This is a genomic window from Gymnodinialimonas sp., assembly GCF_059726805.1.
Window position 1 is genome coordinate 3,641,837 of the sequence record NZ_AP041059.1, and the last position, 14,921, is coordinate 3,656,757.

13 protein-coding genes are annotated in these 14,921 nt (G+C 60.8%); 3 read left to right on the top strand and 10 right to left on the bottom strand.

Annotation, left to right across the window (positions count from 1 at the left end; all coding sequences use genetic code 11):
• From AC6I9R_RS17660 to AC6I9R_RS17670, 3 genes are all read right to left on the bottom strand, one after another.
• Positions 1-288: a DUF1330 domain-containing protein gene (locus tag AC6I9R_RS17660; protein WP_461427170.1), complete on the bottom strand. Its 288-nt coding sequence runs from the start codon at positions 286-288 to the stop codon at positions 1-3.
• Positions 289-384: 96 nt separating this feature from the next.
• Positions 385-1,500, bottom strand: coding sequence for an ABC transporter substrate-binding protein (locus AC6I9R_RS17665; RefSeq protein ID WP_461427169.1), 1,116 nt, complete (start codon positions 1,498-1,500; stop codon positions 385-387).
• 79 nt (positions 1,501-1,579) lie between these two features.
• Entirely contained in the window at positions 1,580-2,677 is a 1,098-nt protein-coding gene (locus AC6I9R_RS17670) for an ABC transporter ATP-binding protein (RefSeq protein ID WP_461427168.1), read from the bottom strand.
• Between the two features lie 312 nt (positions 2,678-2,989).
• On the opposite strand from AC6I9R_RS17670, the gene AC6I9R_RS17675 reads away from it, so the two are divergent.
• Positions 2,990-4,762 (top strand): ABC transporter ATP-binding protein, encoded by a 1,773-nt coding sequence (locus AC6I9R_RS17675; protein WP_497862971.1) that lies wholly within the window; start codon positions 2,990-2,992, stop codon positions 4,760-4,762.
• Here the strand turns inward: AC6I9R_RS17675 and AC6I9R_RS17680 are convergent.
• Entirely contained in the window at positions 4,759-5,622 is an 864-nt protein-coding gene (locus AC6I9R_RS17680; RefSeq protein ID WP_461427166.1) for a LysR family transcriptional regulator, read from the bottom strand. The two genes, AC6I9R_RS17675 and AC6I9R_RS17680, sit on opposite strands and share 4 nt — an antisense overlap.
• Positions 5,623-5,730: 108 nt before the next feature.
• Here AC6I9R_RS17680 and acdA point away from each other — a divergent pair, with 108 nt between their 5' ends.
• Entirely contained in the window at positions 5,731-6,930 is a 1,200-nt protein-coding gene (gene acdA, locus AC6I9R_RS17685; RefSeq protein ID WP_461427165.1) for a 3-sulfinopropanoyl-CoA desulfinase, read from the top strand.
• Here the strand turns inward: acdA and AC6I9R_RS17690 are convergent, their stop codons facing one another.
• The 3 genes from AC6I9R_RS17690 to AC6I9R_RS17700 are packed head-to-tail and all read right to left on the bottom strand — an operon-like array spanning position 6,931 to position 10,957.
• Positions 6,931-7,722 (bottom strand): HvfC/BufC family peptide modification chaperone, encoded by a 792-nt coding sequence (locus AC6I9R_RS17690; protein ID WP_461427164.1) that lies wholly within the window; start codon positions 7,720-7,722, stop codon positions 6,931-6,933.
• A complete protein-coding gene (gene bufB, locus AC6I9R_RS17695) occupies positions 7,719-8,669 on the bottom strand; it encodes an MNIO family bufferin maturase (RefSeq protein WP_461427163.1) in 951 nt (316 codons plus the stop codon). The genes AC6I9R_RS17690 and bufB overlap by 4 nt, the downstream gene beginning before the upstream one ends.
• The gene (locus tag AC6I9R_RS17700) at positions 8,666-10,957 is read right to left on the bottom strand and encodes a ferritin-like domain-containing protein (RefSeq protein ID WP_461427162.1); all 2,292 of its coding nucleotides are present in this window, start codon (positions 10,955-10,957) and stop codon (positions 8,666-8,668) included. Before AC6I9R_RS17700 ends, bufB begins: the two co-directional genes overlap by 4 nt.
• 286 nt (positions 10,958-11,243) lie before the next feature.
• Between AC6I9R_RS17700 and AC6I9R_RS17705 the strand changes: the two genes are divergently transcribed.
• On the top strand, positions 11,244-12,170 hold the full coding sequence (locus tag AC6I9R_RS17705) for a relaxase/mobilization nuclease domain-containing protein (protein ID WP_497862972.1): 927 nt from the start codon (positions 11,244-11,246) through the stop codon (positions 12,168-12,170).
• Here the strand turns inward: AC6I9R_RS17705 and AC6I9R_RS17710 are convergent.
• From AC6I9R_RS17710 to AC6I9R_RS17720, 3 genes are all read right to left on the bottom strand, one after another.
• The gene (locus AC6I9R_RS17710) at positions 12,091-12,918 is read right to left on the bottom strand and encodes a TIR domain-containing protein (RefSeq protein ID WP_497862973.1); all 828 of its coding nucleotides are present in this window, start codon (positions 12,916-12,918) and stop codon (positions 12,091-12,093) included. The genes AC6I9R_RS17705 and AC6I9R_RS17710 overlap by 80 nt on opposite strands.
• A gap of 394 nt (positions 12,919-13,312) precedes the next feature.
• A complete protein-coding gene (locus AC6I9R_RS17715) occupies positions 13,313-13,633 on the bottom strand; it encodes an H-NS histone family protein (RefSeq protein WP_461427159.1) in 321 nt (106 codons plus the stop codon).
• A gap of 102 nt (positions 13,634-13,735) precedes the next feature.
• Complete coding sequence (locus tag AC6I9R_RS17720) at positions 13,736-14,242, bottom strand: antirestriction protein ArdA (RefSeq protein ID WP_461427158.1); 507 nt, start codon at positions 14,240-14,242, stop codon at positions 13,736-13,738.
• Positions 14,243-14,921 lie beyond the last annotated feature (679 nt).

Here is a 14,921-nt window from a genome sequence, read left to right on the forward strand (position 1 = left end):
TCAGACGCCCTCCACAACCAGGATCACACTGTCGGCAGTGCGGCGGCGGATCTCGGCAACCTCTTGATATTCCGGGTCATTATAGGCAGCCATGGCGGCCTCATAACTCTCAAATTCAAAGACGACGTGGCGCTGAAACGTTTCGCCTTCCAGAACCTCGGCCTTGCCCCCACGGACAATCGGACGCGCGCCGTGGCTCAACAGGATCGGCGTGTCACGCTCGATGTATTCCTTGTAAGCCTCGGGGTCGTTCACCGTGATATGGCCGATGATATAGCCTTTGGGCATCGTGCGCCGCCTTCTTCGAAGTTGGGTTGGACGGGCCGAAAAACGGCCCGCCCTGTTACCGGCGTAGGGTGGGTGAAACCCACCACTCAGCTCAGATTACTGAGCCAGCCACGCCTGGAAGCGTGCGTCCATGTCGTCGCGGTAGTCAGCCCACCACTCGTAGTTGAACAGGAACGTCCGCTCGGAGTTGGCCGGGTCGGTCGGCATATGCGGCGCCATGTCGATGCCCAACGTGGCGTGCTGACCCACCAGCGGTGCGGAGCTTGCGCGCGCCGGACCGTAGGAGATGTAGAGGGCCTGATCCGCCAGACGCTGGGTGTCCGTGGCGAAGTAGATGAAGTCCAGCGCGCGGGCCAGACGGTCCTCGGGCAGGCCTTCAGGGATGATCCAACCGTCAAGGTCAAACACCTGCGCGTCCCACAGCATGGCGACGGGCTGGTTCTGCTCTTCGATCAGAGAGAACAGACGACCGTTGTAGGTGGAGCCCATGACAACTTCGCCATCGGCCAGCAGCTGGGGCGTGTCGGCGCCAGCGGTCCACCAGACGGTTTGGTCCTGGATGCTGTCGAGCATGGCAAGCGCCTGGGCGACACCTTCTTCCGTCTCCAGCACGTCATAGACGTCTTCCATGGCGACGCCGTCACACATCAGCGCCCATTCCAGGTTGCCGATCGGACGACGCTCCAGCGAGCGCTGGCCGGGGAAGTTTTCGGTGTCGAAGATGGCGCAAATGTCAGTCGGCACGTTGCCGTTCCACTCCGCCACGTCGGTGCGGTAACCCACGGTGGTGGAATACACGATCTGCGGGATGAAGCAGTCGGACACGATCAGATCGCCGAAGTCCTCGGACGCGGGCGTGCCATCGGGGGCGGGGGCCAGCATCTCGTCGTGGTCGATTTCCATCGCCAGACCTTCGTCGCAGAGGCGCATGGCGTCGGCGGCCACAACGTCAACGACGTCCCAGGTGATGTTGCCCGCCTCGTTCATGGCGCGCAGACGGGCCACGGCTTCGGCCGAGCTTTCGTCCCAGATCACTTCCAGGCCGTCATGCATGGCGGCATAGGGATCGGAATAGGCGTTGATTTGGCTCTGCTGGTAGGCGCCGCCCCAGGACACGAGGGTCATGGAGTTGGCCATATGGCCATCGGCCATCGCGCCGGTGGCGGCCATGCTGGCGCCGGTTGTCAGGAGCATAAGGCTCTTGAGGTTCATATTGTCTCTCCTTGGTTGAACTTCGGTCGGGGTTTGTCCCCGAGGTTTTTGCGGCAGCGCCCGTTTTGGGTGCCGGCCGTTATGCATCAAGCGCGCGGCAATCCTGCGGACGCCAGCCGATCTCGATGCTCTCCCCCGGTTTCAGCCTGCGCTGATCGGGGGCATTTCGTGTTTTGATGATGAAATCGTCGATCCCTGCCACGGCCAGCCGCGTGCGGTAGATATCGCCCATATAGACGAATTCCTTGACCTCCGCCTTCAGGGTATGGGCGCCGGGTGACAGGCGGGTCGGGTCCATCTCGACCCGCTCTGGCCGGATCGAGACTTGCGTCTTCTCGCCCACCGTCGTGACGTTCACCGGCAGCGCGTCGATGATCGAGCCATCGGCCAGCGTCACCTCGCACATGTCGCCGTCCATCTTGGAAACCGTGCCTTGCAGCGTGTTGTTCTCGCCAATGAACTGGGCCACGAAACTGTTCTGCGGCTCTTCATATAGCTCATCAGGCGGGGCCAACTGCTGAATGCGGCCATCGTCGAAAACCGCGACGCGGTCGGACATCGTCAGGGCTTCGGTCTGGTCGTGGGTCACGTAGACGGTTGTGATGCCAAGCTCATGGGCCAGGTTTGTGATCTCGAACTGCAACGTCTCGCGCAGCTGCTTGTCCAGCGCCCCCAGCGGCTCGTCCATCAGCACCAGTTCGGGCTCAAACACCAGCGCACGGCTCAGCGCGATGCGCTGTTGCTGACCGCCAGAGAGTTGAGCCGGGCGACGGTTGATGAAATCGCCCATCTGCACCATGTCGAGCGCGCGCTTGATCTTGCCCTCCCGCTCGGACTTGGCCATGCCGCGCACTTCCAGCGGAAACGACAGGTTCTCGCCGACCGTCATATGCGGGAACAGCGCGTAATTCTGGAACACCATGCCAATGCCGCGCTTGTGCGGCGGGATGTTGTTGATTGGCTTGCCGTCGAGCGTGATCTCGCCGTGGGTGGCGGTCTCGAACCCCGCCAGCATCATCAGGCAGGTGGTCTTGCCAGAGCCTGACGGCCCAAGCATCGTCAGAAACTCGCCGCGACCGATATGCAGGTTAAGATCTTTGACGACGAGGATTTCCCCGTCATAGCTTTTCTGGACGCGGTCGAACGATACGAACGCTTGCGATCCGTCTGAGGTCAAACCCCACTCCTTGTTGTATTGCTTTAGTGTCTCCGATCAGTCGACCGGGCCCAAGCTTATGGCGCGTAGCCTAGACGCAGCTTGCTCCGGGTTTCAACCATTGGGTGTCCAGATACCCAAATCAAAGGCGGATTTCCTGAGATGACCGGTCGATTCCAGCAATTTGGGCCGCCTCCGGCGCCCTAAAAGGCAGTCTGGCCAGTTCTTGTGCTGGTAACAGACTTCGCATAACCCTTGATCCGCTGCTGGACGCCTTGCGCTTTTGGCACATCCAAAGGAGGCACGCGTGCCGCACCCCGTCGCCCTGACCACTTGGAAAACACCCCTGTGACCGCCGCCGATCTGGACCAAGCCCCTACCCCGCGCCGCCTATTGCGGCGGTTGTGGCGCGACCATGTGGCGCGGTTCTGGCCCGTGATCGCGCTCGCCGTGGTTCTGATGAGCATTGAGGGCGCGGCCATCGGCGCCTTCGCCTGGCTGGTGCAGCCGCTTTTCGACACGCTGTTCACGGCCGCCTCCATGGAGGGTGTCACCTGGGTGGCGCTGGCCATCGGCGGGCTCTTCACCATCCGCGCCACGGCAGGCTTTTTGCAACGCGTCCTGATGGTCGGCGTGGGCCTCAAGGTCATCACCGAGTTGCAGACCCGGTTGGTGAGCCATTTCCTCACCCTGGACATGAGCTTTTTTCAGGCCAACGCGCCCGGCGCGTTGATCGAGCGGGTGCGCGGGGACACCACCGCCCTGCAATCACTGTCGTCCTCGGTTCTGGTCTCGCTTGGCCGCGACACCGTCACGCTGGTCTCTCTTCTGGCGGTGATGCTGTGGACGGACTGGCAATGGACGCTGTTTGCGCTGATCGGCCTGCCGGTCCTGATCCTGCCGCTGCTGGCCGTTCAGGCCTTCATCCGCCGCACCGCCGTCGCCGCGCGCGAGGCCGCCGCGCGCCTTTCGACCAGGCTGGATGAGTTGTTCCACGGCGTCCAGACCATCAAGCTCAACCGGTTGGAGACCAACGAGACGACGCGTTTCAGGGATGAGATCCGCCAGTTCCTGCGCCCCTCCATCAAGGCCCAGATCGGTGTCGCCGCGAACCCCGCGATGATCGATATCATCGCCGCCGCGGGCTTTGTCGCCGTCCTCTATTTCGGCGGTCATGACATCATCAGCGGCGAAAAGACGGTGGGCGAGTTCATGTCGTTCTTCACCGCGCTCGGTCTGCTCTTTGAACCCCTGCGCCGCCTGTCGTCCATCGCGGGCCAGGTGCAGGCCGCCAGCGCCTCGCTCGAGCGGATCTATGCGGTGTTTGAAACCGCGCCCACGATCCTGCCGCCCACCACGCCACGCCCGCTGGCCGAGGGCGACATCACCTTCGCCGATGTCAACTTCGCCTATGATGACGCGCCCGTCCTGAACGGCCTTACGTTTACGGCCAAGGCGGGCGAAACCACCGCCCTTGTTGGCGCCTCCGGCGCGGGCAAGACCACCGTTTTCGCGGCCCTCACCCGCCTTTTCGACCCCCAATCGGGCGCCATTCGCATTGGCGATGTCGCCGTGGACGAGGCCGATATCGCGGCGCTCCGCGACACCATCGCCGTTGTGGGCCAGGACACGGCGCTGTTTGATGAGACCATTGCCGCGAACATCCGCATGGGCGACCTGAAGGCCTCGGACGCCGCCGTGCGGGAGGCCGCGCGCAACGCCTCCGTGTCCGACTTCGCCCAGACCCTGCCCCAGGGCCTGGACACCGCCGTGGGCCCGCGCGGTGCCAACCTGTCGGGCGGGCAACGCCAACGTGTCGCCATCGCCCGCGCGATGCTGAAAAGCGCGCCGATCCTGCTGCTGGACGAGCCGACCTCGGCGCTGGACGCGCAATCGGAAAAGGTCGTGGGCGCCGCGCTGGACCGCCTTGCCGAAGGCCGCACGACCCTGGTCATCGCCCATCGTCTCGCCACCATCCGCAACGCCCACAAGATCGTCGTGATGGAAGCCGGGCGCGTGATCGAGGAAGGCACCCACGACGCGCTTCTTGCGCAAGGCGGTGCCTACGCTCGCCTCCATGAGCTACAGATCAACGGTCAAACCTAGTCCGTCCCGAAGAGCCCGCGCAGCGCCCCCAGGCGAGAGGCCAAAGCCCCATCGCGCTGGATCGCAAGGACCAGCTTGCGCTCAAGTCCGCTTGGTGCGGGCAAGGTCTCGACCTGCCGCGTCAGATACCGCTCCACATCCGGCACCGGCAACAGCGTGAACCCAAGTCCCGCCGCGACGCATTCCATGATCGCCTCCAGATCATCCAACACGATGGACGGCGCACCCTCGGGCCGGGCCTGATCCAGCATCGCCCGCGCGATCAGCTTGCCGATACCGGTGTCCGGCATGAAGTGAAAGAACGTCCGCCGCGCCATCAGCCCCGCCAACCCGTCGGCCATCAGATCACCGTGGGCGGCGAAAACGAACGGCTCGCGCCGCAGCAGGCTGGACGCCAATTGCGGCGGCAGCCCGTCCGCATCTGTGACCACCGCCGCATCGATCTGTCCGTTCAAGACCTTCTCTTGCAGCACCGCCGACAGGCCGGTCTCCACCTCAAACGTGGCCAGGGGCGCCGCCGTCTGCGCGGTTTTCAGGACCTCCGGCAACAGGCGCACGGCGGCCGTTGTCACGAACCCCAGTTTGTAATGCCCCACCAGGGTCTCGCTCGGGCGGCACAGCTCCACCAGGCTGTCTTCCCGGCGCAGCATCTCGCGCGCCTCGGCCACCACCGACGCGCCCACCGGCGTCAGGCGCGGCGGGCGGTGGGTGCGGTCAAACAGCGCCACCCCCAACTCGGCCTCCAGCGCTTTCATCTGCATCGACAGCGCCGAAAGCGTGATCCCCAACTGGTCCGCCGACTGCACGAAAGATCCGACAGACGCGATTTTGACCAATCCTCGAAGCGCACGTGTTTGCATAACTTCAGTAATCCTGTAGATAAGATCAAATCTTATACGATGGTAATGAACTACACGGACCCATATGGTCAAGACATCACGAACCCGTGATCGCTGCCGGAGATCTCCATGACCCACCCTCTCGTCGCCAAAGCCATTGACCTCGCCCCCACCTTCGCCAGCCGTGCCGCCCATTGGGACCGCACGCGCAGCTATTGCTGGAGCAACGTGAAGGATCTGGCGGACGCGGGCATCATGGGCATGTCGATCCCCAAGGAGTACGGCGGCCAGGGCGCCAGCTTTCTGGATGTCGCCATGGTGGTCGAGGAAATCGCCAAGGCCTGCACCCTGACCGCGCGGGTGGTGGTAGAGGCCAACATGGGCGGCATCAGCGCCGTCATGGCTTACGGGACCGAGGAGCAGAAGGCCTTCTGCGCCCCCATCGTTCTGGCCGGCGACAAGCCCGCGATCTGCATCACCGAACCCGAGGCAGGCTCTGCCGCGACGCAGATGCGGACCACGGCGCAAAAGCGCGGCGACACCTATATCCTGAACGGCACCAAGCATTGGATCACCGGCGGTGGCGTCTCCAAACTGCACCTGATCTTTGCCCAGGTGCTGGACGAAGGCGGCATGCCCCAGGGTATCGGCGGTTTCATCGTCCACGTCGACGATCACGACGCCCCGCCCAAGGGCTTCACCGTCGCGCGGCGCGAGCACACCATGGGCCTCTGCGGGATGCCCGAGGCGGAGCTGCATTTCGATGATCTGGAGGTGGACGCCAAGTGGCTGGTCACCCCACCCTCGGGCCTCAAACGCGGCTTTGCCGACCTGATGAATGCCTATAATTCCCAGCGCGTCGGCGCGGGCACCATTGCCCTGGGCGTCGCCGCAGGCGCGCTCGACCACGCCAAGCGCTACCTGAATGAACGCCACCAGTTCGGCCGCCCCCTGGCCGAGTTCCAGGGCCTGCAATGGATGGTCGCCGACATGGACACGCAAGTTCACGCCGCCCGCCTGATGCTGCACGACGCCGCCCGCTGTGACGGCGCCTTCCCCGATATGACCAAAGCCGCCCGCGCCAAGCTGTTCGCGTCCGAGATGGGGATCAAGGTGGTCAACGACGCCCTGCAAATGTTCGGCGCGCGGGGCTATGGCGATCAGGAACCGTTAGAGCGGATGTACCGCGACGTACGCATGTTCACCATCGGGGGCGGCACCGCACAGATCCTGCGCACCCAGATTGCGGGCGCGGCACTTGGCATCAAAACGCCGCAAACCCGCGACGGCTACACGCCCCCGGCCCCGCTGCAAATCGCCGCCGAATAGCTACGCCCCGCGCACCGCAAAGAACCGGTTGCCGATCCACCGCGTGCGGATCTGCGTGGCCCAGGCCGCGCGCACCTGATCCTCGGGCGCGCCCTCGCGTGCCGCCAGAAGCGCCAGGGCCGCGTCTACGTCCCCCGTCTCCTGCAGGGCGCTCAGCAGCCCGTAATGCAGGCGAGAGATCGGGAAAGATGAGGTCACGTAATCGTACCGCGCCAGCGCCACATAGCTGTCGATCATCGGCGGCAGGCTCGGCTCGGCCTGATCGGTGACGCTGTGGTAGTATTGTGCGACCGGAAAGCGGTAGGCCCCCAGCGCGAAGCACGGCTGAAGGACCAGATCGGCGTCGGGCGTATCGGGTGTTGGCCACGCCTTCCCCTCGTGCCCGGGCGCGTCGAACAGGACGAACAGCGTCCGTTCGTACCGGGCCAGATCCAGCATGAAATCCACCCAGGGCTCCGGCGCCTCGGCATCGGGGCGCGAGGCCTCCAGGAACGCGGGAAACCGACGCCCCAACTCGTAAAGCGTGTAACTGTCAGAGGGCTCCTCCGCCAAATAGACCCGCGCGAATTGATCGAACAGCGCAGGCCCCAGCGCGTGGCGCGAGGCCGGGAATTGCTCCGCCAGACAGGCGCAGAGCCGGGTGATGTAGCTGCGCTGGTAAATCCCCAACCGCTGAGCGGCGGACAATCGGTTTGACGGCACCAGCCGAGCCGCCACGTCCTCCACCTGCACCCCGCGCGGGTTGACCAGCGCGTCCTGCATCCACGCCTGCATGTCGCGCAGGGACGTCATGCGTCCAGCTTCGAATGCCCGCGCACCGAGGGTACGATGTGGTCCACCGGATTAGACACCCGCGCCGATTCATGCGCCGCAGCATCCTCGTAAAGGTGCATCGCCTTCACCGCGCCCGCCATGAAGGCCCGCGCCTTCAGGACCTCGGCGTGCAGATCCTCAAACGCAGGCACATCGCCGTCCCATTCCAACAGGGTCGAGGCCCCGCCGGTGCGCTGCCAGGCCATCCGAAACAGCTCCCACACGCCGCGCGTGACGGGTTTGTCGTGGGTATCCAGTAGGTAATCCCCGCAATGAGTATGGCCCGCCAGATGCATCTGCACCACCCGGTCGAAGGGAATTTGCTCAAGGTAATCAAGCGGATCCGTGCCGTCGTTGAAGCAGGAGACATAGACGTTATTCACATCCAGCAGCAGCCCGCAGCCCGTGGCGTCTGACAGCGCGCGCAGGAACTGCGGCTCGGGAATGTCCGAGTTCTGGAATGCGGCGTAGGTCGATGGGTTCTCCAGTATCAGGGGCCTGCCCAAGACCTCTTGGACGCGATGAACGCGCGCAATCACATGGTCCAAGGTCTCCCGGTTCAGGGGCAGTGGCAACAGATCGTGGCTGTTGACGCTCAGCACGCCGGTCCAACAGAGGTGATCGCTGACCCAACACGCCTGCACATCATCGGCCAGGACCCTCAGCTTGCGCAAATACTCTTCATTCAACGGATCCGTGCTGCCAATCGACATCGAGACACCGTGGAGCACCACCGGATAGTGCTCGGCGATCTGGCGGATCACCCAGCCGGGGCGACCGCCAGAATCCATGAAGTTTTCGGAAATCGCCTCGAACCAATCCACATCCGGGTGCCTGTCCAGGATCTGGCTGAAATGCTCATTGCGCAAGCCCACACCCAGCCCAAGTTTGGGCAGGGCGCGGACGGCATCGGCAAAGGCGCTCAAGCGCAGCTTCCCGCGCCGCTCATCCCGCTGGACCCGCAGGCCGTCATCCCCTCGCCACTGGCATTGGCGATCCACTCGATCGTGGGGCCATTGGCAAACAACTCAGGGTTGGCGGGGTAGTTTTGACCATCGCCGGGCATCTCCTGGCTGCCGTGGCCCGAGGCGTCAAGGGTCGGCCAGACCGTCGTGGCAAAGTGCGCCCGCGCCTGTTTCCACACGCTCTTGGTGCGGTTCTCCCCCTCGGTGATGAAGCGCTCGGCGTTGATCGGCGTGGCGCAGGATCCCATGGTCTGGCAGGCATTGCCGCCGGGCTCGTTCAGCTCATCCTCGGTGCCGTAAAGCCCGCAGCCGCCCTGCCCCTGACAATTGTTCTTCACGTGGCAGGTGTGGTCGGAGACGAGCGGCACCGCCGGGTTCGACGGATTGTACCCCAGCGACGTCGCGCACCAACCCTGGGCCGCGCAATCGTTATTCAACGTCCGGCCCTGGTTCTTGCACGAATTCAAGCCCATGCAGGCATGGCGCACCCAATTGCCCACCCCGGCGGCGGCATCAAGCTTGGCATCGGTCGGCGGCGTTTCCGGGAACTTCTGCGTCCCCTGATAGATGGGGTGAGAGGCATCGATGGTCGCCCCCGCCGCCGCAGGCCCTGCGTTGGCCTGGTCGGGCTTTACCTGCGGCACATCCGGCGGCGTCAGGTAGGAGGGCAGCGGGTTCGGCACGACGCCCTTGTCACAATTCCAGAACGGCGAGACATCGGGCAAAGCGGCAATGTCTGTCAGGTTCCATCCGATGGACGCATAATTCTGCATCGAAGCGGCTTGGGCCTGACACTCCACCACCAGTTCCAGCAAGGCCGCAAAGGCGGTCTCACGGGTCGTGCCGGTCGGGAACGGGTTCTCGAACGTGGGCACAATGGCCTGGCCGCGATCTTGCAAGTGCCTCATATCCTGGAAGAACTTGTCCATCACCCAGATCATCGACTGATGCATCGTCTTGTTGAAATAGAGCTTCTGCTGCGCGGGCGGGATCAGCAGGGTCGTCTCGGACATGATCAGCATGTACTGGAACAGGCCGTTGGCCACATCGACGACGGATTTGGCGGCGGTGCTATAGTCGCTCGCCTTGGGGTTCGTCGGGAAATCATAGACGAACTTCGCACCCAGATCCGTGATCTGCGGTGTCACAGCGGCCGGTGCCGCCATCCCCGCCACCTGCGGCGGCGTCTGCATCTGGGCCGGATAGCCATCCAACTGCGCGCAGAGCGACCAGAACTTGTAGTAGTGGGATTCCTCCAACTCGTCAGGCTCCACATAGCCGGTGAAATCGGCCCCCTCGCCCTGTTCACAAATGGTGTTGATGGCGGAAACCGCGTCATCGGCGCTGGCGATCACGAACAGCGCGTCCGCGCCCTCGTGGTCATGATTATCGTCATTCTCGAACTGCGCCACGGTCGAGGCCGCGACCTCGGACGGCGGGTTGGCGGTGCCGACGGGGGGCGGGTTGTCGAAGGTGAACCACTTGGCACCCGACGACAGCGTGTCGATGCTGCTGGCCGAGTAATTGTCGCTTCCAATCTGCCGCGTCCCGCCCTTCTGGAACACGGTGTCATCCATCGGGGCGCCGCTGTTGCCCAGTTGGATCAATGCCTTGGCGTAATCATAGACCTCGCCGATGGTGGCCCATTCCGGTGCTGCGGGGTCGATCACCACCGAGACGGCGTCCTTCTTGCCCGGATACTCAATCCGCATGAAATGCTGCAACTGATCGAGGCTCAGCTTGGCCAGGGGGATCTCCAGCGCGTTGCCGGTGATGTTCTCCACTGGAAGCCCGCCCGGGGTGCGTCCGGTATTCGGTGTCAGCGTGCTCAGCGCGGGCAAGACGATGCCGCCCGTGTTGCCAAACGTCAGCCCATCATAAATCTGCGGCAGGGTTTCATCGGCATCCAGCATCGAGGACAGCAGGTTCATCGCCAGTGACATGTGCAGCATTTCTTCAACTGCCACACTCATGATCACCGCGCCCGCCTCATTGCCGTAAAGCGCGCCGGGCAGGGGGAAGGCCTCGGACGGCGGCACGGGTTGGCTGGGGTCAGTGGCAGGGTCCTTGCGGCCCGGTTTCCGGCACACCGAGTAATAGGTGTAGAGGTAGATCGGGATCGTCGCCATCTCCAGCTTGACCGCCGCGCGCAGCACGGTTTTCAACTCGGCCACCGCCTCGGGCTGCGCCATCGCCTTGATCGCGGCCAGGGTTTGGGCGGGAACGGATGTGGGATCAGTTGTCGTCATGAAAAACCTCCTGAAATAACTAAACCCAGAGTTGCAGAGCCAGGGCCGCCTTGGCCAGAAATTTCCCATGCAAGGCGCGCTTGCGTGCTTCGTCCACTCCTGCGTTGCCATATTTCAGAGCAAAAGATCACGTAGCCATGCACGCCCAAGTTGCGCGAAAAGACTGATTTTGCGGGGGTTCGTGATGCCTCGGGTCAGGCATGCAGAATCGATAGGATCGCTCACCTGCCCAAGGATAGTTCACAAACGCCACAGCCCAGAGCGGGAAACGCTAAATTGCCAAGAAATGCGATCAGCCTCAAGCGGCCCAGAGGAGGTGAGCCGACCAGGCCTACGCGACGTCTCACGTGACTTGTTTCTCGATCATGGATGGGAATTGCCAAAAGGACTGCAGACCTACGGAAAGAAGAACCCACTGAACTTCACCCTAGCTGAGTGGCAACAAGCGCAAAGAACGGGTGTTGACCCGCGCGAGGTGAAGCAGTTGTTCCAAGCGGCTTGGCAGCAATCCGATGATCTCCGATCTTATCAAACTGCTCTTGAAGACAAAGGCCTGTATCTGGCCAAAGGGGACCGGCGCGGGTTTGTTGCTTTAGACGTCCAAGGCAACGTTCACGCCATCGGAAAATGGACAGGTCTGAAAGAAAAAGATGTTAAGGCACGCCTGGGAGATCCTAGCAGTCTTCCGAGCGTCGATACGGTCGCGAAAGCCCTTCGATCAAAGGTCAACGCACAGGTTCTGGGCTATGTCCGTCAGGTCAAAGCTCAACACGACGAAGAGCTAAGGCCGTATCGCGATCAACGCGACGCAATGGTTGCCTCGCAAAGAGAAGAACGCGGCAAACTTAGAGCGAAGCAAGATCAACGGTGGGATGAAGAAACCAAGGCGCGGATGTCACGGCTCAACGGCGGGTTGCGGGGGCTATTTGATCGACTGACAGGATCACATCAGGCCGCGCAGAGGCGCAATGAAACAGAAACAGTTGCCAGTGCGAAGCGCGATCAGGACCAGCGCAATCGGTTGGTCGAAGCTCAGATGGAAGACCGACTAGATCTACAGATAAGAGTGCGCAACTTAATGCTCAGACATGTTGATGAACGAAGGCACATGGCGAAAATGGTCGTGAACTACGTCAAACGCCCACAGACGCCCAAACAGGAAGACGTTGAACACCGAATTGATAAACCCCGCGCGCCAACCTTGGAGCGATAAAGGTTGAAAGCGAAAGCCTACGGATAGTGCAGCAAGATATCGCTGCATAGGGAAAGGGCATGCTTCCAACCACTGCGTTGTCCATGTCCTCCCAAACCACGCCTGCAAAGTCACTTGGGATTTCGACCGCACCCTTCTTCAGCGCGCAGACCTTGTCACGTCCAAGTTTTCCAATGAAGTATCCTAATTCGAGCAGAACATTCTGCCTTGCGCGCGGCTCTAGCTCATCCCTCGCCACCGCGCGACCCAAGTCGTCGGGAGTGAGGAGTACGATAGCAAAGCCAATTTCCGAGTTCGCCTCGACATTTTCAATTACGGTGCGCCCTTTGTTCGCTTGCTCATGCAAGATGATCGCTGAAAGACCCAACTTCTCCACAAAGCGCGCTACCGTTTCTCTGGCTTCACCGTCGTGACCATGCACGATGAAGATTTTGTTTGATTTCACTGACACCACGAGGGAGCTGTTGGGGTTGCCATTGGTTTCAACGTATTCTCGATAATAACGTGCAAAGGGGATGATGAGTTGCGCTACTAGTTGTTGCACGTCCCTCATAAACTTATTGCTATGGCTGACGTAGAAAGTCCCGGCGAATTGTATTGTCCAATCGGGATCGGCACACAAACGTTGGACTAGCAATAGTTGGGTGCCGAGTATCTCTCGTTCATCAGTTGGCCAGTCTAAAGTTGCACTTCCGACCATACTTCCTCCACTCGCGTGGCCCTTCTCCAGGAATTCTTCAATGTCCAATCCCTGGGTCAACTCAGCATTGATGGGCGCAAGATCGCTACTCGCAAGTATCCTACCGATCTTTGCAAGTGGTTTCGCAAAGTACTGGTAGTCAGATCCTTGCAAATCTAATACTGCGTTATTTAGCTGGCGAAACAGGCCCTTACTCGAGGCAATTCGAAGGGATGGTTGCTCGTGAGAATGCACAGCAGATGATGTGTGCCATTATGCCAGGTGATCGCTGCCCGGTGTCAGGCAACGTGGCCCTGATCACCTATCTCGGGCTTATTCTCGCGGGTGTGGGTGTTGTCGTGCTCGTGGCAGGTCAGCCAAAGGCGTCTGCCTAAGAGATCGTCATCGATGCAAGTTAGTATAGCAGAGCGCCGCCGCATATTATTGCGGCGGCGATTTTCGTTTAGATCGCGAAGTCATCCAATGACTTACCTGCTCCAAGCGCTTCCTTGATCCAATTGGGCTGACGGCCCCGCCCGGTCCAAGTCTTTTCGGGGTTCTCAGGATGGCGATACTTAGCAGGCCCAGACGTCTTTGCCTTCTTGCTCACCTTGCCACCGACAAGATCCGCCAGCTTATAGCCGTGCTTGGCTGCGACAGTTTCTAATTCTGCGATGGCCTCAGCGCGCTTACGATCTTCAAAGCTCGCGATGGCAGCGGCGGTTTCTTTCTGCAGATATTTGAGCTCTTCAACGGACAGCTTTTCGAGATTGGTCTGTGCCATGGTGGGGATCGTCCTTGTTAATTCCTTGTTCGCTGTAACTCCAAACCTTCTCCCCCGCAATGCGGGGGAGCGAAAAGACGTTCACCGGCCAAAACCAACCGATCACCCACATCGGTAAATCAAGCACTCATTTGCGATGATGGTTTCCGTGTAGTCCACAGACAAATCACGGGCTAGAGCCTCATAGTCAAAATAGCCTAGAAGGTTATCAGGGATATCTCCCATGATGCCCTTTTCTACAGACTCAATCGCTAGAGCTCGCATTGAGGCCAGATGGTAGATATCGACCTCCAATTCACTTGGGTCATCTTTGCCAATTTCAAAGGCATAGCCGCATTCGCCAATAGCGATGATAGCTCGGAGCTTTTCGTCTTTGCTCCATTCGTCCACAGCATCGAGATAGGCCCCCATGCTTGCTTGATACAATCCAAGCACGTCGGCCAAGGCCGCATCGATGGCCTCGCCATCAATGAACTGGATTTCGAATTCTTCAACTGGCTGCCCGTAGTCATTGCGCAGCTTTGCCGCCTTGTTTTGATACTCCTCCAGGCTCCCAAAGTAGAACCCCGTGGCTGATAGGTCATATGGTTGTGCGTGTAATTGTGTCATCTTGTTTGTCCCTTTCTGTCTGACTGGTTGCGCATGCAACCGGTCTGCCCCTCTGGCGAAGAGCGGGGGTGCAAGGGACAAAGGCGGTGTCAGCGGTTGCGGAAACCACAGAGCATTTTTTAGACGCCGGGACCGGAGCCACGCGCAGCTGCAGGGAGAGAAACGACCGAAGCGAGCATGGCGACGACCCACCCTTTGCCTCGCGCCAGGGGCAGCAGCCCCAAGCAAGGCCTCAGGGCCGTTTGAACGGAGCGTCAGCTCTTACAAGAATCTAACCAGAAAGCTCTCCGAGCAATCTCAACAATAAAAATATAGCTCTACAGTGAAACGTCATGTACGCTCCTAGTTGACAGTAACCAGCTCAGACTAAACCTACGGGGACAATGAATGATCAGCCCAGGTTGGACAAAGGGGACCGGGTTTGTACTAAAGGCGTACAGCGTTCAAGATCGCCCGTTGGCGACTACTAGATTTCAGCAAAGTCAGATTTCAGACGAAGTCTTTATTCATCTGAACGGGTTTTCTATATCCAATAGAATAGCGATATTTAATGCCACTTGGCCGACAGTCTTAGCCTGGCATCAGCTTCGCTCAAATGACGTTCGGCAGCAGATAGATGGACTCCTAGCATTCTTGTCTTCCGCCGTTGGGGATCAAAAAATATATTGGCTTGAAACTC